General features: G+C 67.2%; 22 protein-coding genes. 16 read left to right on the top strand and 6 right to left on the bottom strand.

The features are described from left to right. The first annotated feature begins 2 nt into the window (after nt 1-2). Complete coding sequence (locus tag MAY35_RS00110; RefSeq protein WP_238418601.1) at nt 3-1,040, top strand: LLM class F420-dependent oxidoreductase; 1,038 nt, start codon at nt 3-5, stop codon at nt 1,038-1,040. Between the two features lie 21 nt (nt 1,041-1,061). After that, nucleotides 1,062-1,778, top strand: coding sequence for a PAS and ANTAR domain-containing protein (locus MAY35_RS00105; protein WP_238418600.1), 717 nt, complete (start codon nt 1,062-1,064; stop codon nt 1,776-1,778). Nucleotides 1,779-1,963: 185 nt separating this feature from the next. Here MAY35_RS00105 and MAY35_RS00100 read toward each other — a convergent pair whose 3' ends face one another. Beyond that, the gene (locus MAY35_RS00100; protein ID WP_238418599.1) at nt 1,964-2,785 is read right to left on the bottom strand and encodes a crotonase/enoyl-CoA hydratase family protein; all 822 of its coding nucleotides are present in this window, start codon (nt 2,783-2,785) and stop codon (nt 1,964-1,966) included. Nucleotides 2,786-2,876: 91 nt separating this feature from the next. Between MAY35_RS00100 and MAY35_RS00095 the strand changes: the two genes are divergently transcribed. Together MAY35_RS00095 and MAY35_RS00090 are read left to right on the top strand one after the other, a co-directional pair. After that, the gene (locus MAY35_RS00095; RefSeq protein WP_238418598.1) at nt 2,877-4,502 is read left to right on the top strand and encodes an acyl-CoA synthetase; all 1,626 of its coding nucleotides are present in this window, start codon (nt 2,877-2,879) and stop codon (nt 4,500-4,502) included. 23 nt (nt 4,503-4,525) lie between these two features. Beyond that, entirely contained in the window at nt 4,526-5,665 is a 1,140-nt protein-coding gene (locus MAY35_RS00090; protein ID WP_238418597.1) for a nitronate monooxygenase family protein, read from the top strand. A gap of 21 nt (nt 5,666-5,686) precedes the next feature. On the opposite strand, the gene MAY35_RS00085 is transcribed toward MAY35_RS00090, so the two are convergent. From MAY35_RS00085 to MAY35_RS00065, 5 genes are all read right to left on the bottom strand, one after another. Beyond that, entirely contained in the window at nt 5,687-6,439 is a 753-nt protein-coding gene (locus MAY35_RS00085) for a DUF1275 family protein (protein ID WP_238418596.1), read from the bottom strand. Nucleotides 6,440-6,721: 282 nt separating this feature from the next. After that, the gene (locus tag MAY35_RS00080) at nt 6,722-7,318 is read right to left on the bottom strand and encodes a hypothetical protein (RefSeq protein WP_238418595.1); all 597 of its coding nucleotides are present in this window, start codon (nt 7,316-7,318) and stop codon (nt 6,722-6,724) included. A 203-nt stretch (nt 7,319-7,521) separates the two neighbouring features. Continuing rightward, complete coding sequence (locus tag MAY35_RS00075) at nt 7,522-9,054, bottom strand: long-chain-fatty-acid--CoA ligase (RefSeq protein ID WP_238418594.1); 1,533 nt, start codon at nt 9,052-9,054, stop codon at nt 7,522-7,524. Beyond that, the gene (locus tag MAY35_RS00070) at nt 9,051-10,178 is read right to left on the bottom strand and encodes an acyl-CoA dehydrogenase family protein (protein ID WP_238418593.1); all 1,128 of its coding nucleotides are present in this window, start codon (nt 10,176-10,178) and stop codon (nt 9,051-9,053) included. The genes MAY35_RS00075 and MAY35_RS00070 overlap by 4 nt, the downstream gene beginning before the upstream one ends. A 29-nt stretch (nt 10,179-10,207) precedes the next feature. Then, a complete protein-coding gene (locus tag MAY35_RS00065) occupies nt 10,208-11,410 on the bottom strand; it encodes an acyl-CoA dehydrogenase family protein (protein WP_238418592.1) in 1,203 nt (400 codons plus the stop codon). A 147-nt stretch (nt 11,411-11,557) separates the two neighbouring features. On the opposite strand from MAY35_RS00065, the gene MAY35_RS00060 reads away from it, so the two are divergent. The 12 genes from MAY35_RS00060 to MAY35_RS00005 form a co-directional block, all read left to right on the top strand. Beyond that, nucleotides 11,558-11,752 carry a ferredoxin gene (locus MAY35_RS00060; protein WP_238418591.1) on the top strand — a complete coding sequence of 65 codons (195 nt, stop codon included), beginning with the start codon at nt 11,558-11,560 and terminating at the stop codon, nt 11,750-11,752. Nucleotides 11,753-11,834: 82 nt separating this feature from the next. Beyond that, entirely contained in the window at nt 11,835-12,725 is an 891-nt protein-coding gene (locus tag MAY35_RS00055) for a 3-oxoacyl-ACP reductase (protein ID WP_238418590.1), read from the top strand. A 63-nt stretch (nt 12,726-12,788) separates the two neighbouring features. Further along, the gene (locus MAY35_RS00050) at nt 12,789-13,553 is read left to right on the top strand and encodes an ABC transporter permease (protein WP_238418589.1); all 765 of its coding nucleotides are present in this window, start codon (nt 12,789-12,791) and stop codon (nt 13,551-13,553) included. Nucleotides 13,554-13,556: 3 nt separating this feature from the next. Beyond that, nucleotides 13,557-14,408, top strand: coding sequence for an ABC transporter permease (locus tag MAY35_RS00045; RefSeq protein WP_137810434.1), 852 nt, complete (start codon nt 13,557-13,559; stop codon nt 14,406-14,408). Between the two features lie 57 nt (nt 14,409-14,465). After that, nucleotides 14,466-15,587 carry an MCE family protein gene (locus tag MAY35_RS00040; RefSeq protein WP_238418955.1) on the top strand — a complete coding sequence of 374 codons (1,122 nt, stop codon included), beginning with the start codon at nt 14,466-14,468 and terminating at the stop codon, nt 15,585-15,587. Next, nucleotides 15,580-16,638 (top strand): MCE family protein, encoded by a 1,059-nt coding sequence (locus MAY35_RS00035; RefSeq protein ID WP_238418588.1) that lies wholly within the window; start codon nt 15,580-15,582, stop codon nt 16,636-16,638. Before MAY35_RS00040 ends, MAY35_RS00035 begins: the two co-directional genes overlap by 8 nt. Beyond that, a complete protein-coding gene (locus tag MAY35_RS00030; RefSeq protein ID WP_238418587.1) occupies nt 16,635-17,855 on the top strand; it encodes an MCE family protein in 1,221 nt (406 codons plus the stop codon). Before MAY35_RS00035 ends, MAY35_RS00030 begins: the two co-directional genes overlap by 4 nt. Before the next feature lies 1 nt (nt 17,856). Next, the gene (locus tag MAY35_RS00025; protein ID WP_238418586.1) at nt 17,857-19,131 is read left to right on the top strand and encodes an MCE family protein; all 1,275 of its coding nucleotides are present in this window, start codon (nt 17,857-17,859) and stop codon (nt 19,129-19,131) included. Next, a complete protein-coding gene (locus tag MAY35_RS00020) occupies nt 19,128-20,411 on the top strand; it encodes an MCE family protein (protein ID WP_238418585.1) in 1,284 nt (427 codons plus the stop codon). The genes MAY35_RS00025 and MAY35_RS00020 overlap by 4 nt, the downstream gene beginning before the upstream one ends. Beyond that, nucleotides 20,411-21,844, top strand: coding sequence for an MCE family protein (locus MAY35_RS00015; protein WP_238418584.1), 1,434 nt, complete (start codon nt 20,411-20,413; stop codon nt 21,842-21,844). Before MAY35_RS00020 ends, MAY35_RS00015 begins: the two co-directional genes overlap by 1 nt. Next, the gene (locus MAY35_RS00010; RefSeq protein WP_238418583.1) at nt 21,808-22,755 is read left to right on the top strand and encodes a hypothetical protein; all 948 of its coding nucleotides are present in this window, start codon (nt 21,808-21,810) and stop codon (nt 22,753-22,755) included. The genes MAY35_RS00015 and MAY35_RS00010 overlap by 37 nt, the downstream gene beginning before the upstream one ends. Next, the coding region (locus MAY35_RS00005; protein WP_238418582.1) for a hypothetical protein at nt 22,755-23,408 on the top strand (654 nt) is incomplete at its 3' end. The genes MAY35_RS00010 and MAY35_RS00005, both read left to right, overlap by 1 nt.

Genomic DNA, 23,408 nt, shown 5'->3' with positions numbered 1-23,408 from the left:
GAGTGAAGCTCGGTCTGCAACTGGGGTACTGGGGTGCCGACCCCATCACGAACGCGCCGGCACTGATCGCCACCGCGGAGGAATGCGGCTTCGACGCCGTGTTCACCGCGGAGTCGTGGGGATCGGATGCGTACACGCCGCTGGCGTGGTGGGGTGCCGCGACCTCGCGTGTGCGACTGGGCACCGCGGTGGCCCAGCTGTCGGCGCGGCCGCCGACCTCGCTCGCCATGCACGCGCTGACCCTCGACCACCTCTCCGGCGGCCGGCACATCGTCGGACTCGGGGTGTCGGGACCGCAGGTCGTGGAGGGTTGGTACGGCGAACCGTTCGCACAACCGCTGGCGCGCACGAGAGAATACGTGCGCGTCGTGCGGGACGTGCTCGCCCGCCAGGACAAGGTGACCAACCCCGGTCCGCACTATCCGCTGCCGTATCCGGCTGACGCACCCGGGTCGACCGGCCTCGGGAAACCGTTGAAGCCGATCACCCACCCGCTGCGCGCCGATGTGCCGATCTGGCTGGGCGCCGAGGGCCCGAAGAACGTCGCGCAGACCGCCGAGATCGCCGACGGCTGGCTCGCCATCTTCTTCAGCCTCGGCCTCGCCGATCAGTACAACGCCTGGCTCGACGAGGGGTTCGCCCGCCCGGGTGCGCGCCGGTCGCGCGCCGACTTCGAGGTGGCCGCGACCGTGCAGGTCGTCATCACCGACGACGTCGCGGCCGCCATTGACCGGTACCGGCCGTCGACGGCGCTCTACGTCGGCGGAATGGGCGCCAAGGAGAAGAACTTTCACGCCGAGCTGTACAAGCGGATGGGGTACGGCGACGCCGTCGACGAGATCGTGAGCCTGTTCCTGGGCGGGAAGAAGGCCGAGGCGATGGCCGCGGTGCCCGACGAGATGGTCCGCGAGACGATGCTCGTCGGGACGGCCGACGAGGTGCGCGCGCAGATCAAGGAGTGGGAGGCCGCGGGGGTCACCATGCTCATGGTCACCGCGCGCGACACCGAGACGATCCGGGAACTGGCGACACTGGTGTGAATCGGCCATAGAATTCACCGTGTGCGACACGGTGATCACGATCGGAGTTGCGAGGGCGTCGACCACGAACGGGGTGCCCTCCCGGCGGGAAGGCAGAACAACCCGTCCGACCAGTTGCCGCCGGGGATGCGCCGCATCGGCGACTTCCGCTTCTTCTACGAGGGTGAGAAGTGGGAGTGGTCGGATGAGGTCGCCGCGCTGCACGGTTACGCACCGGGTGAGGTGGAACCGACCACCGAACTGATGCGCCGCCACAAGCACCCCGAGGACCGTGCTCACTTCGACGCGGTCATGGCCGAAATGCTCACCAATCACGCGCCGTTCTCGAGCCGACACCGCATCGTCGACACGTCGGGGCGGGTCCGACCGGTGGTGGTCGTCGCCCACTCCATCACCGACGCAACCGGTGTGCCCATCGGCACCGAGGGTTTCTATCTCGACCTGACCGACGCCGAACTGGCCGCGGTGCAGCGGCGGGTCGACGATCAGGTCCGGGCCTTCCGGGACAGCAGCGGGGTGATCGAGCAGGCGAAGGGCATGCTCATGCTGGTCTACGGAGTCAACGCCGACCGGGCGTTCGATGTGCTCCGCTGGCGCTCACAGCAGGAGAACGTCAAGATCCGGGATGTTGCCGCAGCGCTCGTCGTCGAGATCCAGGCGGGACTCTCCGTGGAGGACCACCAGCGTCGACGCCTCGACGAGATCGTGCTGCGTCCCCGGCGGTCGTCGGGCACCTGACCGGTGCTGTCCGGCCCCACCGCGCGCCTCGCTCGCTACCGCGCGGAGTCGGACCGGGCGTCGACCGTGCCTCGTCTTTCGTCGACTGGGCGTCGCTTTTCGTCGACTGGGTGTCGTTTCGCGTTGACTGGGCGTCGCTTTTCGTCGACTGGGCGTCGTTTGGCGTTGACTGTGCGCGGAAGTGACTACTCGCCGGTGAACTCGGGTGTGCGCTTCTCGGCGAAGGCGCGCGGGCCGACCTTAGCGTCCTTGGACTTGAAGACCGAGATGCCGATCTTCGCGTCGATCTCGAAGGCGTCGAGTTCGTGTAGGCCCTCGGTGTCGCGGATGGTCTTCAGGATTCCCTGTACCGCCAGCGGACCGTTGGCCGCGATCTTCTCGGCGAGCTCGAGCGCCTTGTCCAGCGCGGTGCCGTCGTCGACGACGTGGCCGATCAGGCCGTACTCGAGGGCCTCGCGCGCGGTGACGTGGCGGCCGGTCAGCAGGATGTCGCAGGCGACGGTGTACGGGATCTGCCGGACGAGCCGGACTGCGCTGCCACCCATCGGGTAGAGCCCCCAGCGGGCCTCGGAGACACCGAACTTCGCGCTCTCGCCGGCGATCCGGATGTCGGTGCCCTGCAGGATCTCGGTGCCGCCGGCGATCGCCGGCCCCTCCACTGCGGCGATCAACGGCTTGATGAGGCGGCGTCCCTTGAGCAGCGCGGGTAGCGACGCCGGATTCCAGGCGCCCGAGTCCACCGTGTCGCCGGGTGCGTTCTTGTTCATGCTCTTGAGGTCTGCGCCCGCGCAGAAGTATCCGCCGGCTCCGGTGAGGATGGCCACGCGGATGTCGGGGTCGGTATCGACCTGGTCCCACGCCTCGGTCATGATCCGCATCATCTCCGTCGACAGCGCGTTGCGCGCCTCCGGGCGGTTCATCGTCACGATGAGGATGTGCCCGCGCTTCTCGACGAGGCACTCGGGTGCCTTCTCGGTGACGGACTCGGCGGGGGTTGCTGTGGTCATCGCTGCGCTCCGGTCTCGCTGTGCTCAGGTGATCGCGGCGGCACTGGATTGCCGCTTGCCCAGAACGATAACACGTTCTAATTTTGATCCCATGGCCTACACGATCGCCGACCTCATCGAGCATGCCGTCGACCTGGTTCCCGAGCGCATCGCGCTCGAGTCCGGCGACCGCGCGCTCTCCTACGCCGAGCTGGAGGCGCGGTCGAACGCCCTCGCCCACACACTGCGCGAACTGGGCGTGAAGCCGGGCGACCGAGTGGGGTTGTACAGCCGGAACACCATCGAGTCGGTCGAGGCGATGGTCGCCATCTTCAAGGCGCGCGCGGTGATGGTCAATGTCAACTACCGGTACGTCGAGGCCGAACTCGAGCACATCTTCACCGACTCCGGGATGAAGGTGCTCATCCACGAGCGCAGCTTCGCCACCCGCGTCTGCAACACGTTGCCGCGCTCGCCCGAACTCGAGCACCGCATCGCCATCGAGGACGGGTCCGACGAGGATCTCTGCTGCGACGGACACGGCGACGCCATCCGGTACGAAGACGCGATCGCGAGATCGTCGACCGAACGCGACTTCGAGGACCGCAGCGACGACGACCTGTACATGCTCTACACCGGCGGCACCACCGGGAAACCCAAGGGCGTCGTGTGGCGGCAGGTGGATGTCTGGCGTGTGCTCGGCGGCGGAATCGACTGGTACACCAGCGAACCCGTTCCCGACGAATGGCATCTGGCCAAGACCGGCGCCAAGGGTGGACAACTCGTCCGGTACCCGATCCCGCCGTTCATCCACGGCGGATCGCAGTGGGCGGTCTTCCAGTCGCTGTTCGCCGGCGGAAAAGCGGTGGTGTACCCCGAGTTCAGCGGTTCCGCCGCGTGGGACATCGTCGAACGCCACAAGGTCAACGTCGTGTTCATCACCGGAGATGCGATGGGCCGCCCCATGATCGAGGCGTTGGAGAACGGCGACGAGCGTGATCTGTCGAGTGTGCTGTCGGTCGCGTCTTCGGCCTGCCTCTTCTCGCCGAGCGTGAAAGAGCAGTTCCTCGACCGCTTTCCGAACGCCGTCGTCATCGATGCTATCGGGTCGTCGGAGACCGGCTTCGGTGGAATGGGAGTCGTCGAGAAGGGCACCCCGCACACCGGTGGTCCGCGGGTGAAGGCCGACAGTGAGACCCACGTTCTGCGCGAGGACGGCACACCCGTCGAGGCGGGGAGTGGCGAGGTGGGGGTGCTCGCGCGCTCCGGACACGTGCCGCTGCGCTACCACAACGATCCGGAGAAGTCGGCCAAGACATTCAAGGTCTTCGACGGCGTGCGGTACTCGCTGCCCGGCGACAATGCCGTGCTCGAAGCCGACGGGACGATCACCATGCTCGGTCGCGGGTCGGTGTCGATCAACACCGGCGGTGAGAAGGTGTTCCCCGAGGAGGTCGAGGGCGCGCTCAAGGCCCACCCGGACGTCTTTGACACCGTTGTCGTGGGTGTCGCCGACGATCGCTGGGGCCAGCGCGTCGCCGCGGTCATCGCCACCCGCGACGGGGCGCGCCCGTCGCTCACGAGTCTCAACGACGTCGTCCGGAAAGAGCTCGCCGGCTACAAGTGCCCGCGCAGCGTGTGGTTCGTCGACGAGATCAAACGTTCTCCCGCAGGAAAACCCGACTATCGATGGGGTGCTTCGGTGACCACCGAGCGTCCCGCCGACGAGGCGCTGTAAGCGCCGGAAGCGAGCTGACAACAATGCGTACTGAACTGGCCGAGAAGTTCGGCATCGAATACCCGATCTTCGGGTTCACGCCCAGCCAGGACGTGGCGGCGGCGATCAGTCGCGCCGGCGGACTCGGGGTGCTGGGGTGCGTCCGTTTCAACGAGGCCGACGAACTCGACGAGGTGCTCGAGTGGATGCACGAGAACACCGACGGCAAGCCCTTCGGCGTCGATGTGGTGATGCCCGCCAAGATCCCCACCGAGGGTTCCAAGGTCGACCTCGACTCGATGATCCCGCCGGAACACCGGGCGTTCGTCGAGCGCACGCTCGACGATCTGGGTGTGCCGCCTCTTCCCGGTGGTGATCGCGTCGACGCCGGTGTGCTCGGCTGGCTGCACTCGGTCGCGCGGTCCCACGTCGACATCTCGATGGAGCATCGTCGGAAGTACGGGCAGATCAAGCTGATCGCCAACGCCCTGGGCTCGCCGCCGCCCGACGTCATCCAGACCGCGCACGACAACGGCGTGCTGGTGGCCGCACTGGCAGGCGCGAAAGACCATGCGCTGCATCACGTCGAGGCCGGCGTGGACATCGTCATCGCGCAGGGTTACGAGGGTGGCGGGCACACCGGTGAGGTCACCTCGATGATCCTGTGGCCCGAACTCGTCGACGCGGTCGGCGACACCGCCCCCGTTCTCGCAGCCGGTGGCGTCGGTAGCGGTCGTCAGATCGCCGCCGCGATCGCGCTGGGTGCCCAGGGTGTGTGGATGGGCACCTACTGGTTGACCGCCGCGGAGTACAAGCTCGGTGTGCCGGAGGGCTCGGGCAAGCCGTCGACCGTGCAGCAGGCGTTGCTGAAGGCGACCTCGCGCGACACGGTGCGGCGCCGAATCTACTCGGGAAAGCCTGCGCGGCTGCTGAAGACGGCCTGGACGGATGCGTGGGACGCCGAATCGGCGCCCGACCCGCTGCCGATGCCGCTGCAGAACCTTCTCGTCGCCGAGGCGCACGCGAGGATTTCGCAGGCCGACAACCCCGACGTCGTCGCCATGCCCGCCGGCCAGATCGTCGGACGCTGCAACGCCATCACACCGGTCGCCGATCTGATCGCCGATCTCGTCAGCGAGTACGACGAGGCAGTCGGCCGGATGAACAAGACGCTGGGCGGCTGAGGGCTGGGGCGCACCGTCACGTCAGCGGACATCGGCACGCAAGAACTTCGGATGATCCAGGCGCCAGGTGATCATCGCTGCGACCACTGCGACCACGGCCAAGGTCAGCAGCGAGTTCCGTTCGTCGAAGGCGTTGAACAACAGGCCGCCGAATCCTGCACCGGCCAGGAATCCGGCATAGGTGCTCAGGTGAGCGACCCACCCCCATCGCTTGGCGCCGGCCACGTGCAACCCGGCACCCTGGCCGATCTTCACCAGCGTGCCGGTCACATAAGACAGGGGCATGACGACCTCGCCCTTGCGGCTGATCGAGGTGTTGAGCGCGCCGAGACCGAAGGCCAGGCAGAGGACCGGGCCGGCGCCGAACTCGCGATTGCCGTTCTCCAGTCCGATGTCGATGAGCCACGCCGCGATCGTCGAACCCGCGGTCAGCATCGTCGCGCCGTGTCGGGCCTTGCGCCACACATACATTCGCGCCAAGGTGGCCACGAACACGCCGAGAACGAACACCACGACAGTGAGCAGAGCCGTGAAGCCGAGCCGGTGCGCGCCTTTGACGTGTTCGAGCACCAGCCGTTCGCTGTTGCCTGTCATGAAGGTGACGTACCAGCCGGAGGAGTACAGCCACGCCGCGGCGCCGGTGGCACCGGCCAGCGCGGCGAGGACGGCCGCGAGAACCATCTCTCGCTCGTCGTAGAAGGGACCCAGCAACTCCTTGCGGGTTGACTCCCTGCGAGAGTCGGGAGTGGATGCGGTGCGTTCGACAACGGTCATCGGGTCGGCTCTCAGTCCTGTCGGTAGGGCTGTGGTCGTGATCGGCATTCGAACGGGGATGCGTCCCGGCGACGTCGGCGGTCTGTCCCGTCGGGGAAGCCCGGTGGGGCAGTTCCCTACTTCCAGAGCACCCGAAGTCCGTCGTCTGTGCCACGTGAGTCCGACCACATGCCGGCCCGGCCGGGCAATGCGTCACTTATCGAGGTGTTGGCGAAACCAGGTCATCGGATCGATCGTGTCCCCTGGCCGCGAGCGGGCTCACTTCCGGAAACGCCTATCGGACTACGGCGCGGTGTACTCGCCCCACAGGTCGTCGACGATGTCTGCGGCGTCGGGCGGGAGGCAACTCGCGTCGGGACACGGGCCCGGTGGCATGGGGGTCGGTGCGATCAAGGTGCCGGCCTCCGCGGGAAGCACCAGGCGCGTGGTCGCCGCGGTCGATGGCTTGCCGGTCGGGCCGAGCGTGCCCCACTGTTCGGCGCCGTCGGCTCCCGGCACCGTCGTGCAGCCCCAGTACAGGTCGAAGGCGCCGTCGGGAAGGGCGGTGGCGCCACTCGGCCCCTCGTCGGTGAACACCTCCAGCGCAACAGTCCTCGTACCGCCGGGCGTGATCAGTGCCCGCGGGTCCACCGGGTTGACGTATCCGAACGGCGGTCGTGAGTCGCTGTCCGCCACCGACCCGGCGGGTAGTGCGAACAGTTTGCACCCGATCACCGCCGCCGACCGGTTCGTGATGGTCACGGTGACCGAGTTGCCCGACACCGACGGCGCGATCGTCACGTCGTCGGGAGCGGCGTCTGCAGTCGCCGGGAGCAACGCCAACGTGGCTGCGCAACCGAATGTGGCTCCGAGAGTGCGAAACAGGTGTCGACCGGTCATGGAGCCAGTGTCACCCACCCGGAGCGCGAACCCACCACCAATGGACACATCCGCCACCGTTCGGCGGGTGGATGTGTCGAACCGTGGTGGGTTTACACACCGGATGGTCGGGGACGCGGACACAACTCACACCCGTATGACAGTGAGCCCGGGTTCCGAACACAACGTCATACGGATCGTGGGTCATACGGATCGCGGACGAACTATGTCGCGGGCCGGTAGTCCCGACCTTCGCGCCGCCAGGTGGGCGGGGTCGCATCGGCGGCCAGCAGTCGTTTGACGGTCTTGAACGTCGCCGTCTCGGGGAGCGCGTCGACGATCCGGATGCGATGCGGCCACTGTTTGGGGCCGAGGTCGTCCTGCGTGGCGAGGAACGCCGCGAAGTCGTCGGGATTCAGCGAATCGACGACGAGGACCGCTTCGATCTCGTCACCGATCTCGACCGGGATCCCGTGAACGGCGACCTGCCGGATGTCCGGATGCCGCAGCAGTATTCGCTCGATGGGTCCGGTGCCGATGTTCTCACCGTCGACGCGCAGCCAGTCGCCCAGCCGGCCGGCGAAGTGCAGGTAGCCCTCGTCGTCGACCCATGCCAGGTCGCCGGTGTGGTAGATACCGCCGCGCATGCGCTCGGCGGTCGACTCCGGGTCGTTGTGATATCCGCTGAAAAGCCCGGGGCCGGAGGAGTTCACGATCTCGCCGACGACCCCGGCCGGCACGGGCTCGCCGGTCTCCACGTCGACGACCGCGGTGGGTGCACGCAGCGGGCCCAGTGCGTCGTGCGGGGTGTCCGGCGTCCGGGTGATGGCCACACCGCCCTCGGTGGATCCGAAACCGTCGACCACCCGGCACCCGAAGCGCTCGGCGAACCGCTGACGGTCGCGCGCCGACGCCTCGTTGCCGTACATGATCCGCAGTGAACTGGTGGCGTCGCGTGGGTCGGGGTCGGTCGCGAGGACGTAGTGGAGCGGTTTGCCCACGTAGTTCGCGTAGGTGACGCCGTATCGGTGGAGGTCGGCGACGAACCCACGGGCGGAGAAGCTGCGCCGCAGGACAATCGACGCCCCACCGGACACGGCGACACTCCAGCCGGCGATCATGGCGTTGGAGTGGAACATCGGCATCGACAGGTAGACGACGTCCCGGGGTCCGATGTCGAACCGTTCGGCCAGCATCGGGCCGCTCACCGCGAAGGTGCGATGAGTGCACCGCACCGCCTTGGGGTCACCCGTCGTCCCCGACGTGAAGATCAGCATGAGCAGATCGTCGGCCGCGGCGTCGACGACGGGTGCGGGTGTGGCACGGGAGATGGCGTCGTGCCATGCCGGCGAATCGACATCGACGATGCGGACTCCGCTCAGCTCGAGGCCGTCGAGGAGATGTCGGGTGTCGTTGCCGCACAGTACGATCTGACACTCTGCGCGTTCGATGTCGGCGGCAAGCGCGGCGCCGCGACGGGTCGTGTTCAAACCCACCAGGACGAAGCCGTGGCGTGCGGCCGCCGCGAACAACGCGCTGAACTCCGTCGTGTTGGTGAGCAGGACACCGACGTGGGGCGGTAGCTCGGCGGAGAACCAGGACCCGAGCACGGTCGCCCGGACGGCCGCATCGGCCAGGTGACGCGACCATGGGACGAAGTCGTCTTCGAAGTACACCCCGCGGTCGTCGACGCCGGCCAGCGGAGACAGCAGGTCGGCGACGGTCGTTGCCTGCGTCGCCGTACCCGTCGGGCTCACGCCGGGGTCGCCGCCAGCTCGGCCCCGATGACCCGCACCGATGCGGTGGCCGATCCGAAGGCGAACTCGTTGTGCTTGGCGCGCAGGAAGTATCGGTGCACCGGATGGCTGGTGTCGAGGCCGACGCCACCGTGCACATGGACGGTCGTGTGGGCGACGCGGTGTCCTGCCTCGGCCGCCCAGAACTTCGCGGTCGCGACCGCGTTCTGGAGTTCGGGGGTCCAGGCGCCGGAGTTCGCCAGCAGCCACGACGCCTGCGTCGTCGTCAGGGCGAGTCCCTGCGCGTCGATGTACCCGTCGGCGAGTCGCTGGGCGACGGCCTGGAACGACCCGATGGCGCGGCCGAACTGCTCACGCTCACGGGCGTATTCGGCGGTGAGTTCCAGGGCGCGATCGACGACGCCCGACTGCTCCGCGCAACATGCGAGCGTGGCGCGCGCGGTCAGGACGGCCACGGTCTCGGCGCCACCGGTGAGGACCGCATCGGATTCGACCAGGGCCCCGTCGAACTCGACCTGCGCGCACGGGACCAGTCCGGTGGACGGGGTGGGGGTGACGGTGACGCCCGGAGCGTCGGCGGCCACGAGCACCGCCACGGCTCCCTCGGCGCCGAGTGCGTCGACGACGAAGAGGTCCGCCGCCTCGGCGTAGGGGACGTTGACCTTCACACCGGTGAGGGTGGACCCGTCGTCGGACAGTGTCGCGGTGGGCGACCCGGGTCCGCCGGACAAATCCTCTTCGACGGCGACGGTGAGCACGAGCTCGCCCGCGGCGCCCGGGCGCAGCACCCGCTCGCGCACTCCGGCCGAGCCATGGGCGGCGATCACGGGCAGGGCGGCGACGGCATGCGGCCCGAACGGCACACGGGCGAGAACCCGACCGAGTTCGATTGCGATCAGGGTGTTCTCGATGACACCCAGGTCGCCGCCGGCATCGCCGGCGTCCTCGGTGGACAGCTCGAGCCCGAGCAATCCGGCTCCGCCCAGTTCACGCCAGAGATCGGCGTCGATCGGGGCGCGGCCGGCCTCCAGCTCGGCGACCCGTTCGGGGGTGCTGACCGAGGTGGCGATGTCGCGCGCGAGGCCGCGGACGTCGGCACCGGATTCGGGTAGCGAGAAATCCATGGAGACAGTCCCTTTCGAGAACGAGGAGGTCAGCGGCGCTGATGCGGAAGGCCGAGGGCGAGCATCGCGATGATGTCGCGCTGGATCTCGTTGGTGCCGCCGCCGAAGGTGAGGATCAGCGACGTGCGCTGGTAGCGCTCGAGCCGGCCGTTGAGGTGGGCCCCCGCACTGCCGGTACGCAGGGTCGCGGCCGGGCCGACGACCTCCATCAGCAGTCGGTAGGCCTCGGTGGCGAACTCGGTTCCGTAGACCTTGGTCGCCGACGCGTCGGCCGGACTCGGCGATCCGCCGGAGCTGGCGACGGAGGCGATCTTCCAGTTGATCAGCTTGAGGAACTCGACCTTGGCATGGACGCGGGCGAGGTTCTGCTGGACCCACGGCGCGTCGATCACCCGGTGTCCGTCGCCGGTCTTGGTTGCCTGAGCCCACGCGATCGTCTCGCGCAGAGCGGTCTGGATGGGGGCGGCGCTGCACAGCGCGACGCGCTCGTGGTTGAGCTGGTTGGTGACCAGCGGCCACCCGCCGCCCTCCTCGCCGACGATCGACGAGGTCGGGACGCGAACGTCCTGGTAGTAGGTCGCGCTGGTGTCGACACCCGACATGGTGTGCACCGGTGTGTAACTGAACCCCTCGGCGGTGGTCGGCACGATGAGCATCGAGATGCCCTTGTGCTTCTTCCCGCCCTCTTGGAGGGTCGACGGATCCGTGCGGCAGGCCAGCCAGATGTAGTCGGCATAGGCGACCAGGCTCGTCCACATCTTCTGGCCGTTGATGACGTAGTCGTCACCGTCGCGTACCGCCGTGGTCCGCAGCGCGGCCAGGTCGGTTCCCGCGCCCGGCTCGGAGTACCCGATGGAGAAGTGCAGCTTGCCGGCGGCGATGCGGGGCAGGAAGTAGGCCTTCTGCTCGTCGGAGCCGTAGTTCATGATGGTCGGCGCCACCGAGTTGATGGTGAGGAAGGGAACCGGCGCGCCCGCGATGGCCGCCTCGTCGGTGAAGATCAACTGATCCATCATCGATCGGTTCTGCCCGCCGAACTCGGTGGGCCAGCCCAGGGCGAGCCAACCGTCGGCGCCCATCTGGGCGACGACGTCACGGTAGGCGTCGCCCTCGCCGAGTTCGCCGTCACCGCCCGACAGAGCAGCTCGACGTTCCTCGTTCATCAGGTGCGAGAAGTAGTCGCGGAGCTCCCGTCGGAGCTCGGTTTGTTGATCGGTATAGGCGATGCGCATCGACACTCCAAGGGCTGGATCAGCTAGCGTCCGGTCCCCGCTTATGGTCAAGTTGACAGGGAAAGGGCTCGTTCACTTCTGAAACACGTTCTAACCTGTTCTCACAGCCCAGTCAACAGGTGACCCAACGACAAGGAGACGGTTCCGATGCGTATCAAGGCAGATTTCGACCTCTGCGAGTCCAACGCCATCTGTGTGGGGATGGCGCCGGAGTTTTTCGACCTGGATGACAACGACTACCTGGTCATTCTCCAGGAGGAGATTCCGGCCGACCGGGTCGAGGAGCTGCGCCAGGTGGCGGCGAACTGCCCCAAGTCGGCGCTCGCGGTGGTGGAGGACTGACTTCACCGAAAACCCGGCGCGGTTCCATCCGTTCGTGAATCATGCTAGAACAGGTTCTAGTTTTAGCTCAGGAGGATGTCGGGTGGGTTACTCGTTGGACGGTCGCGTCGCGGTCGTCACCGGTGCAGGTGCAGGTCTCGGTCGTGCGGAGGCCCTCGGTCTGGCGTCCGAGGGCGCCGCGGTCGTCGTGAACGACCTCCCCGCGGCGCTCGAGCAGAGCGACGTCGTGGACGCGATCACCGCCGCGGGCGGCCGCGCCGTCGCGGTACCCGGTGACATCGGCGACGCCGACACCGCGAGCGCCATCATGTCCACGGCGACCGAACAACTCGGCTCACTGGACATCGTCGTCAACAACGCGGGCGTGGTCCGCGACAAGATGCTGTTCAACATGACCGACGACGAGTGGGACGTGGTGATCCGGGTGCATCTGCGCGGGCACTTCCTGCTCAACCGCAACGCCGCCTCACACTGGCGCGCGGCGTCGAAGGCGGCCGGGGGGCCGGTGTACGGCCGGATCATCAACACCTCGTCGGAGGCCGGCCTGCTCGGTCCCGAGGGGCAGGCCAACTACGGCGCCGCGAAGGCCGGTATCACAGCGCTGACGCTGTCGGCCTCGCGCGCGCTGCAGCGATACGGCGTGCGTGCCAACGCGATCTGCCCGCGGGCTCGGACGGCGATGACCGCTGCGGTCTTCGGTGACGCGCCCGCCGACGGCGTCGACCCGCTCGACCCCGAGCACGTCGTGCGTCTGGTCAACTATCTCGCCGGTCCCGAATCCGACGCCGTCACCGGTCAGGTGTTCGTCGTCTACGGGCCGAAGGTCACCCTGATGGCCGCGCCGACGGTCGACGAGGTCTTCGTCGCCGACGGTGACGCGTGGGCCGCCGAGGACCTCTCGAAGACCCTCACCGGTCATTTCGCCGACCGGGATCCGGGTCGGACCTTCTCGGCAAGCGCTCTGGTCAACTGACCGATTCGGCTGGATTCTGCGTGGTAGGTTTCGCGATGGTGCGAGGGTGAAGGGGGGCCGCTGGTGCTGAGCAGGTTGGCAACACCCCTGAGTGGGATCGGGGATTTCGTCGCGCTCGGCGTGGAGTCGGCGCGCGAGCTGTTCCATCGTCCGTTCCAGTGGCGGGAGACAGTCGAGCAGTCCTGGGCGATCGCCCGGGTGTCGATGGTGCCCACGCTGTTGGTCGCCATTCCGTTCACGGTTCTCGTGAGCTTCACGCTCAACATCCTGCTGCGTGAGATCGGTGCGCAGGACCTCTCCGGGGCGGGTGCCGCACTCGGCACCATCACCCAGATCGGCCCGATCGTCACCGTGTTGATCGTCGCCGGTGCCGGCGCCACCGCCATCTGTGCCGATCTCGGTGCGCGGACCATCCGTGAAGAGATCGACGCGATGAAGGTGCTCGGCATCAATCCGATCCACCGTCTGGTGGTGCCGCGCATCGTGGCCTCGACCGGGGTGGCGCTACTGCTGAACAGTCTCGTGTGCACCATCGGCATCGGTGGCGGCTTCATCTTCTCCGTGTACCTCCAGGACGTGAATCCCGGTGCCTTCGTGGCCAACCTGACACTGCTGACCGGCTTCGGGGAGTTGATGATCTCCATGGTCAAGGCCGCCCTGTTCGGCTTGTTCGCCGGCATGGTCGGCTGCTACCAGGGCCTCAACGTCAAGGGTGGCGCGAAGGGCGTCGGCGACGCCGTCAACGAGACCGTCGTCTACTCGTTCATGGCGCTGTTCGTCGTCAACGTCGTCGTCACCGCCGTCGGTCTCAAGGCAACGGCGGGCTGAGCGATGGTACTTCCGTTCACGACTCGATTCCGCACCGCACGTGTCGCGGCGAAGCGGGCCGGCGAGGACTGGGACCAGATCGGCGACCAGGCGCTGTTCTACTGGGACAGCGTCGTGTCGATCCCCCGCGCCATCAAGCACTACAAGAAGGAGACCCTCCGGCTGATCGCCGAGATCTCCATGGGCACCGGCGCGCTCGCGATGATCGGCGGCACGGTCGTGGTCGTCGGGTTCCTGACGCTGTTCACCGGTGGCACGATCGCGGTCCAGGGCTACAGTTCACTGGCGAACATCGGTGTGGAGGCCCTCACCGGCTTCTTCTCGGCATTCATCAACGTGCGCATCGCGGTACCCGTCATCTCGGGTATCGCCCTGGCCGCGACCATCGGTGCCGGTGCCACCGCGCAGCTCGGCGCCATGCGGGTGTCGGAGGAGATCGACGCGCTCGAGACCATGGCGATCTCGTCGATCCCGTATCTCGTCAGCACGCGGATCATCGCCGGGTTGATCGCGATCATCCCGCTGTACGCGCTCGCGTCGCTCGCTTCGTTCCTCGCGAGCCGTTCGGCGACGGTGTTCCTGTACGGACAGTCACCCGGTGTGTACGACCACTACTTCGACACGTTCCTCATACCGTCGGACATATTGTGGTCGTTCGTGCAGGCCATCTGTATGGCGGTCGCGGTCATGCTGATCCACACCTACTACGGCTACAACGCCTCGGGTGGTCCGGTAGGGGTGGGCGTCGCCGTCGGCAACGCCGTCCGCGCGTCCCTCGTCGTCGTCGTCGTGATCACGCTGCTGACCTCGCTCGCCATCTACGGCGCCGATGGCAAGTTCAACCTGGCGGGCTGAGAGATGAGCAAGAGACAAGAACGTTCACGGGGTACCCGCCGAGCGGCGGCGGTCATCATGGTCGCGGCGCTGCTGGCGCTGATCATCGGTGCCAGCGCCTCGTTCCTGGGCGCGTTCAAGGGCACCCAGCAGGTCACCCTGGTCGCGCCGCGCGCGGGCCTGGTGATGAACCCCGACGCCAAGGTGAAGCTGCGCGGGGTCGAGGTCGGTCGCGTCGCGCAGATCGCCGAACAGAACGGCAACGCGATCCTCACGCTCGACATCGCCGACGCCGATATGGCCAAGATCCCCGGCAACGTCATCGCCGACATCAAGTCCAACACCATCTTCGGTGCCAAGGCGGTGAACTTCGTCGTGCCGGGAAAGCCGGAGGGGACGCTGTCGGCCGGCGCCGAGATCCCCGCCGACCGAGTCGTCGTCGAACTCAACACCGTGTTCCAGCAACTCGTCTCGGTCCTCGCCCAGCTGCAGCCCGAGAAGCTCAACGCGACCCTCGGCGCGATCAACACCGCGCTCGCCGGGCAGGGTGAGGAGATCGGCGATGCCCTCGAGCAGCTGACGTCGCTGCTGGGCAAGACCAATCCGCACCTGCCTGCGCTGAACCGCCTGTTCCGAGAGGGCGCGACCGTCACCAACGTCTACGCCGACTCGATGCCGAACCTGCTGCGTACCGTCGACAACTTCACCGTCGTGGGAAACACGCTGGTGGACAACACCTCGAACCTCGACGCGCTCCTGATCAATGCCACCGGGATGGCGAACACCATCGACGGGGTGATCGCGCCGTCGAAGCAGACACTGATCGGTGCGCTGTCGGATCTCAATCCCATTGCCGCGCTGCTCGGTTACAACGCACCCGGGATCAAGTGCTTCCTGACCGCGGGCGCGGTGGCCTCCGAGGTGGCGGCCCCGTACCTGGGTGAGCGCAACGGCATGCTGATGCTCGACGCGGGCCTGCTGCCCGGCAAGGACCCGTACGCCTACCCCTACGACCTGCCCGTCGTCGGCGTCGAAGGGCCGCCCACGTGTGAGGGTGGTCTGAGCGATCCCGCCACCAAGGTGCCCGCCCCCTTCTACGTCGGCAACAACGCGCCGCAGCCCTACCAGCCCCGGACCAAGCCGAAGGCGAACTCGCAGAAGCTGTTCCAGATCTTGTTCGGAGAACCGCCCCGTGGATAACCGCGCACGCGCGTTCCGCGCGACCCTGATCAAACTGGGTGCCTTCACCGTCGTGATGGTCCTGGTCTTCGTGGCGCTGGTGGTGGTCTTCAGCCGCTACCGGTCCGGCGCGTCGAACGAATACAGTGCCGTCTTCACCAGTGCCTCGGCGATGAAGTCGGGCAGCAAGGTGAAGATCGCGGGTGTGGAGGTCGGCTCGGTCGGCGGTGTCGAGCTGAACCGTGCCAACGAGGCCGTCGTCACCTTCAGCGTCGATCAGCAGTACCCGCTGCCGGAATCGGTCCGCGCCATGATCCGGTACGAGAACCTCACCGGCGACCGGTATCTCGAGTTGCAGCAGGGGACCGGCAACACCTCGACCTTCCTCGCCGACGGCGCCGAGATCCCGGTCACGCAGACCGAACCCGCACTCGACCTCGACAAACTGGTCGGCGGTTTCAAGCCGCTGTTCCGCACACTCAACGCCGACGACGCCAACGCGCTCACCAGTTCGCTGATCGCCGTGTTCCAAGGCCAGGGCGGTGCGCTCAACACACTGCTCGGGAACACCGCGTCGTTCACCGACTCGCTGGCCGATCGCGATCAGCTGATCGGGGATGTCATCGACAACCTCAACACGACGCTGGCAACACTCGACGGCGATCGCGAGGGGCTCGACACGAGCGTCGATCTGCTCCAGCAACTGGTGACGGGTCTCGCCGAGCAGAAGGGGACCATCGGCAACGCGCTCACCCAGACCTCGCGGGTGACCAACGGCCTGGCCGACCTGCTCGCGACGACCCGCCCGACACTGCAGTCGATGGTCACCAACACCGGCCGCGTCTCGGAGGAGCTGCTGGCTGCCGAACCGTTCATCCGCAACCTGATCTCGCGGCTGCCCGAGGACTACAAGACGCTGTCGAACCTGGGTTCGTACGGCGCCTGGCTGCAGATCTACTTCTGCCGTATCCGCCTCCTGCTCCCCGCTCCGGGTGGACAGACGATCTTGTACACGTCGAACAACGTGATGGGCGACACCACGCGCGCCGGTGGAAGGTGTGACGGCTCATGAGTGTTCCCTTCGGCGGACTGTTCTCCAGTCGCAGAGCCGAATCCGACGAGGCCGACGTCGCACGCGAGGAGAAGCGGGGCCAACGGAGCCGCGCCCAGGTCGGCGTCATCGGCATCGTGATCATCGCCCTCGTGGTCATCACCGCGATGCAGATGGACAAGCTGCCCTACCTCGCGCCGATCAGCACCTACAGTGCCTACTTCGACGACGCCGGCGGACTCACCAAGGGCGACATCGTCGCCGTCTCCGGGGTGCAGGTGGGGACGGTCGAGTCGATCGAGCTCGCCGGAACCGACGCCGGCACCAAGGTCAAGGTCGGGTTCCGGATGGACGACACCGTCGAGATGGGGTCGGAGTCGCAGGCCGCGATCCGGACGGAGACGGTTCTGGGACGCCGGAACCTCACCGTCATCCCGCACGGCGGCGAGCGCATCAAGCCCGGCGGGTCGATCCCGTTGGGCAACACCATCTCTCCGTACTCGCTGCAGGACGCACTGGAAGGTGCCACCGACACGATCTCGGGCACCGACACCGACCAGCTCAACGAGGCGCTGAACACGCTCACCATCACCTTCTCCGAGACCCCGGACCAGGTGCAGGGCGCCGTCAACGGAGTCGCACGCCTGTCGAAGGCCGTCGCCGACCGCGACAACGAACTGCGTGCCCTGCTCGCCAAGGCCAATCAGGTCAGCAAGATCGTGGGGGACCGGAACGAGCAGATCAACCGTCTGCTCATCGACGCGAACGCCCTCGTCGGCGAGATCGAGATGCGGCGGTACGCGCTGAACCAGCTCATCAAGGGCATCGGCGACGTCACCACGCAGCTGCGCGGCTTCATCGCCGAGAACAACGCCCAGCTGACACCGGTCCTGGAGAAGTTCGACCGGGTCGCGACGATCCTCACCGACAACGAGAAAGAGCTCAAGGAGACGATCGACCGTCTCGGACCCTTCGCCAACACCCTGGGCGAGGCGGTGGCCTCGGGACCGAACTTCGACTCGCTGGTCGGGCTCAACACCTTCGGTGACTACACCGCCATCTTCCTGAACGCGTTGCGCGGCCGGTACCCGCAGCTGTGGCAGTCGCTCCAGTACTCGGGCTTCCCGTTGCTCCCGCAGGCGTGGAGCCAGGGCCCGCCGGCCGGCAGCGACATCCCCCGGGGCCCGCTGCCCACGCCGACCTATCCCACGCCCGCACCGACCACGAGGGGGAGGTGACATGACCGTCGGGAGTATGACCATCGGACGCAAGGTGTTGTTCGGGGTGCTCGCCGTGGTGCTCGCGATCGCCCTGATCCTGGTGGGCTGGAAGGTCTTCACCAAGACGACGACCAACACCTACACGGCGTACTTCGCCGGTGTCGCCAGTCTCTACAAGGGCGACCCGGTCCGGGTGCTCGGCGTCAACGTCGGCAGTGTCTCGGCGATCACCCCGCGCGCGAACGACGTGAAAGTCGAACTGCGGGTGGACAAGAACGTGGAGGTCCCGCAGGACGCGAAAGCGGTCATCGTCGCGCAGAGTCTGGTGTCGGGCCGTTTCGTTCAGCTCACGCCGGTCTATTCCGGCGGCGCCACGATGGCCGACGGGGCCGACATCCCGATGGACCGCACCGCCGTCCCGATGGAATGGGACGACATCAAGGCCCAGCTCACGAGGCTCACCGAGGCCATCGGCCCGGACGGAGCGGATCCGGGCTCGGCGGCCAAGGCCGTCGACGTCTTCGACCAGAACCTCGACGGCAACGGCGCGGCCATCAACCAGTCGATCCGGGAGGTGTCCGATGTGATCGGCACTCTCGCGGCCGGTCGCGGTGACCTGTTCTCGACGATCCAGAGCCTGCAGAAGCTCACCGATGCGCTCTCCGGCAGTCACGAGCAACTGGTGCAGTTCAACGGCCGGATCGCCTCGGTGAGTTCGGTTCTCGCAGACAACACCACCGAACTCGACGCCGCTCTCAAGGGTCTCGATGCGGCGATGACAGACGTGCAGACCTTCATCGACACCAACAAGACCGCACTGTCGTCATCGGTCGAGCGCCTCGCCGCGGCCACCAAGATCGTGGCAGACAAGGACGCGCAGGTTCGCGGGGTGCTGCATTCCGCACCCAACCAGCTCGCCAACTTCTACAACATCTACAACCCCCTGTCGGGGTCGCTCTCCGGTGTGTTCGGTCTCGGCAACGGCACCAACCTGATCACCCTGCTGTGCGGCGCCATGGACTCGACCGCCCGCCCGGGTACGACGATGGCCGACGTCGACAAGTGCGTGGAGATCCTGGCTCCCGTCTTGTCGTCGATCTCGATGAACTACCCACCCTTCTTGACCAACCCGGTGCAGGGCCGCAATGCGACGCCGAACCAGCTCCAGTACCAGAACGCCAGTGTTCGCGCACGGGCGAATGCCGGTGTCACACGCCTGGACAACGAGACGCGCCGGGACAACCGCGGCAGTCCGCTGCGAGATCTGCTGGTGCCGTTCGGAGGTGACCGGTGAGGCCGGCACGCGCCCGCGGCGGGCTCGTCGCCGGGGCGGCAGCGATGGCGCTGCTGTTGGCCGGCTGCTCGTTCGACGGGCCCAACTCCCTGCCCGTCCCCGGTGCCGAGGGCACCGGCGGGGGATCGTATGAGATCACCGCGCTGATACCGTCGGCGGCCGGACTGGTCAACAACGCACCCGTCCTCATCGACGACGCCACGGTCGGCAGCGTCGGCGACATCGAGGTCCAGGACTGGAATGCGCTGGTGACGATCCGGCTCAACAACGGGGTGATCGTTCCGCGCGGATCGCACGTGATGGTCGGTCTGACCAGTGTGCTGGGCTCCACACACCTGGAGATCGTGCAGCCCGCCGAACCCGAGGGCGGGCGCCTCCGGGCCGGCGACGAGATACCGCTCACCAAATGCCCGGAGCAGTCCAACATCGTGACCGATCCGTCGGTGCCCGCGGTACCGGACATCAATGCCGCACAACAGGTCGCGGCCTGCACCTATCCCAGCACCGAGCAGGTGCTCAGCTCGCTGTCGGTGGTCCTCAACGGCGGCGGTCTGTCCCAACTGGGCGACATCGTGCACGAGATGAGTGACGTGTTCGGCGGCCGCGAGGAGCAGATCAAGAAGCTGATCCCTCGTCTCAACGTCCTGGTGGCCGACCTGAACTCGCAGCGGGGCAACATCATCCGCGCCACCGAGGGACTCGACCGGCTCTCGCGCACGATGAACGAGCAGGCCGGCACCATCGAGCGGGCACTCGCCGACGGTCCGCAGATCCTGCAACTCCTCGTCGACCAGCGCCAGCAGTTCCTCGACACGCTGGGCTCGGTCTCGAAGCTGTCCAAGACCGCCAACGACATCCTCGACGCCAACTCCGAGGACATCGTGACGATCGTCGAGGGCATCGAACCGGCACTCGACCAACTCCAGGCGGCGGGGCCGGCGATGACGCAGTCGCTCAACATCCTGTTGACGTTCCCGTTCTACGAGCCCACGATCCGGCGAATCGTCAAGGGCGACTACGTCAATTCCGACCTCGTGCTCGACCTGACCCTCGAACGGTTGAACAAGACGATGTTCGCCAGTCTCGGCGTGACCGGGCCCGAGGGTGTCTTCGGCCGACCGGCCGGCGCGGCGGCACGCGGACTCAATCCGTTCATCGCGCCGCTGCAGCCCGGCGGGGAACGGTTGCCCGATTCGGCCGAGCCGATCCCGGCGAACATGGTCCCGCAGGTGTCGCCGTCCACCCCGGCAGTGGTCCCGGCCGCGGGAGGTGGTCGCTGATGAAGATCACACGTTTCGTCCGTATGCAGCTGATGATCTTCGCGATCGTGACCGTCGTCGCGATGGCGGTGATGGCCCTGTTCTACATCCGGATCCCGTCGATGTTCGGGGTCGGCAGCTATCAGGTGCAGTTGCTCCTGCCCACCAGCGGTGGCCTGTACCAGAACGCCAACGTCAGCTACCGCGGTGTGTACGTCGGCAAGGTCGACTCGGTTCGACTGACCGACACCGGCGTCGAGGCGACCCTCACGATCGAGAACGACGCCGACATCCCCGCGTCGTCGACCGCCTCCGTGCGCAGCGTCTCGGCGATCGGCGAGCAGTTCGTCGAGTTCACACCCGACCCCGGGGCGGGGGAGTCCGACGAATACTTGCAGAACGGCGCGACCATCGAGACCGATCAGGTCCCGGTCGAGATCTCGTCGATGCTCGACCAGGCCGATCGACTGCTCCAGGAGATCGGCGACACCCGCCTGCGTTCGCTGATGGACGAGGCGTTCGTGGCCTTCAACGGCACCGGCGAGGCACTGCAGCGACTGCTCGACTCGATGGCACTGTTCGTCGACGAGGCGAACGAGAACGCCGACACGACGATCCAGCTCGTCGAGCAGGCGGCACCGCTGCTGGCGACCCAGTCGCGGACGGCCGACGACATCCGGTCCTGGACGCGGGACGTCACCGCGTTCACCGACCAGCTGCGGGCCAACCGGCCGGAGATCGGCGACATCCTCCGCAAGGGGCCGGCGACCGCGTCGAAGAGCCAGGATCTCTTCGAGTCACTGGGAGCCTCGTACCCGCTGCTGGTGTCCAACCTGGGCACGATCGCCAAGACGCAGGTGGTCTACCTGCCGAATTGGAAGCAGGTCCTGGTGCTGTACCCCCGTCTGGTCAACTCGCTGATCACGGCGCTGAACACCGGCACCAACCGCTACGGCCCGAACGTCAACTTCTCCCTAGGCTTCCAGGACCGGCCGCCGTGCAACATCGGCTTCCTGCCGAAGGAGGACTGGCGCTGGCCGTCGGTGCAGACCGCCCGTGAACTGCCGCCGGGGATGCTGTGCCGCGTTCCGCAGAACTCCAACATCGCGGTCCGCGGCGCGCGCAACTACCCGTGCGCGGAGTTCCCCGGCCGGCGCGCGCCCACCCCGGCCGAATGTGCCACCGGGTTCGTTCCGAAGCCCGGATCGGTCGATCCGTTCCAGAGCGGACTGCCATTCGGCCTGAAATGGCAGCCTGCGTCCTCCGGTACCGTGACACCGGGCACACCGAAGGACTTCGACGCCGAGCCCGCGGTGTACGCGACGACGTACGACCCGGAGTCGGGCAACTTCATCGGCCCCGACGGCAAGACCTACAACGCCGGGACCGGCAGCGATGAGCAGGGACAGAGCAGTACATGGCAGACGATGATCAGCGGGACGGTCACCCCGTGACGCCGGACGGCCACGGCACCACGTCCACGGATCTCCCCGGCACGGATCGTCCGGGGTCGGGCGATCGACGAAATGCGAAGCGACCGGTGCGATCTGCACCGATCCGACGCGGACGCCCGGCAGCGAAGAAGGCGTCGAAGGTCGCTCCGGCGTCCGAGACCGGGACGGCGGCCGAGCCGAAGCCGGTCGAGCCGGCTACGACAGTCGCGACGAGGGCGGGGACAGACGGCGATGCGTCTGTGGACGCGCCGACCGCTCCCGAGGCCGACTCGCCGGCTGATGCGGCGATCGCACCCGACCCGTCCGAGGTCGAGAAGACGGTCAGCTACCGCGAGCGCCGTCGGGCGAGGATGGCTTCCCCCGCCGGCGACGATGCCTCACCGACGTCGCGTCGTGGGATTCGTTACCGCGGCTCCGGCCGCCGATCGCCGCGCGCGATCGTCGGTGTGGTGGTGGCGCTCGTCGTCATCGTCGTGTGCGCCATTGCTTCCGTCGTCTTCGCGCTGGGGATCTCGCGCCAGGACCGGCTCGACGACCTGCGCGCGGAGTACTCGTCGTTCGCGTCGCAGGTGCTCGTCAATCTCACCAGCATGAATCCGGAGAACGTCGACCGTACGCTGACGTCGGTCCAGGAGGACACGAGCGGCAAGGTCAAGCAAGAAGTGCAGAACAACATCCAGCAGGTGGCCGCGCTGGTCCGCGACGGCAAGCTGGAGACCCGGTCGATCATCCTCAGTTCCGCCGTCACCAAGGCCGAACCGGACGAGGGTTCGGTCATCATGGTCTTCGGCTGGCATCAGAAGTCGCTCGACGGTGAGGTCCCGTCCCAGGAGAAGGTCTTCCGCTGGCGGGTGGACATGACCCGGATCAACGGTGAGCTCAAGATGACCGACTTCGAGTGGGTCGCGTGATGTCCAAGGCATCGACAGCAGCATCGACGTCCAAGACACCGACGTCGACACCGGCGCGGTCGCGCTTCGCGCTCGGCAGGGGGCGGTTGGGCCTGATCGCACTCGGTGTGCTTGTGGTGGCCGCGGTCGTCACGACCGCGTTCCTCGGGTTCCGTTACACGCAGGACCGTGCGGTCGAGGACGCGCGGGAATCCTCGCTGGCCGCCGCCCGCGGGTACGCGACGACGATGTTCGGCTACAACGCCCAGAACGTCAGCGAACACATCGACCAGTCGATGAGCGTGCTCACCGGGCCGGCCAAACCCGAGTACACCAAGCTCATCACCGACAACAACCTCGCCGCCGAGGTCCGCAAGCAGTCGGTCGTCTCCGAGGTGACGATCCAGGACGCCGGGGTGGTGACCAACACCGAGGACACCTCCAAGGTCCTGATCTTCATGAACCAGTCGGTCACCCGGGGGAACAAAGAACTCGTCAGCATCAACCCGTCGAGGCTGACCTTCGACATGAAGCGCGACGGGGATCGCTGGATGATCAACCTCATCGAGGTCATCACCGACGACACGTTCCGGTCCAAGATCGAGGTCGTCGAGTCGCTGCCGCCCGACGCGAAGCCCGTGCCCGCACCCAGCTCGGCCGCCCCGTCGGCACCC

It is taken from the genome of Gordonia sp. 'Campus', from assembly GCF_022206305.1.
In the GTDB taxonomy this organism is placed as follows: Bacteria; Actinomycetota; Actinomycetes; order Mycobacteriales; family Mycobacteriaceae; genus Gordonia.
The sequence above is the reverse complement of the archived record's forward strand: the minus strand, read 5'-3'. Positions and strand labels throughout refer to the sequence as shown.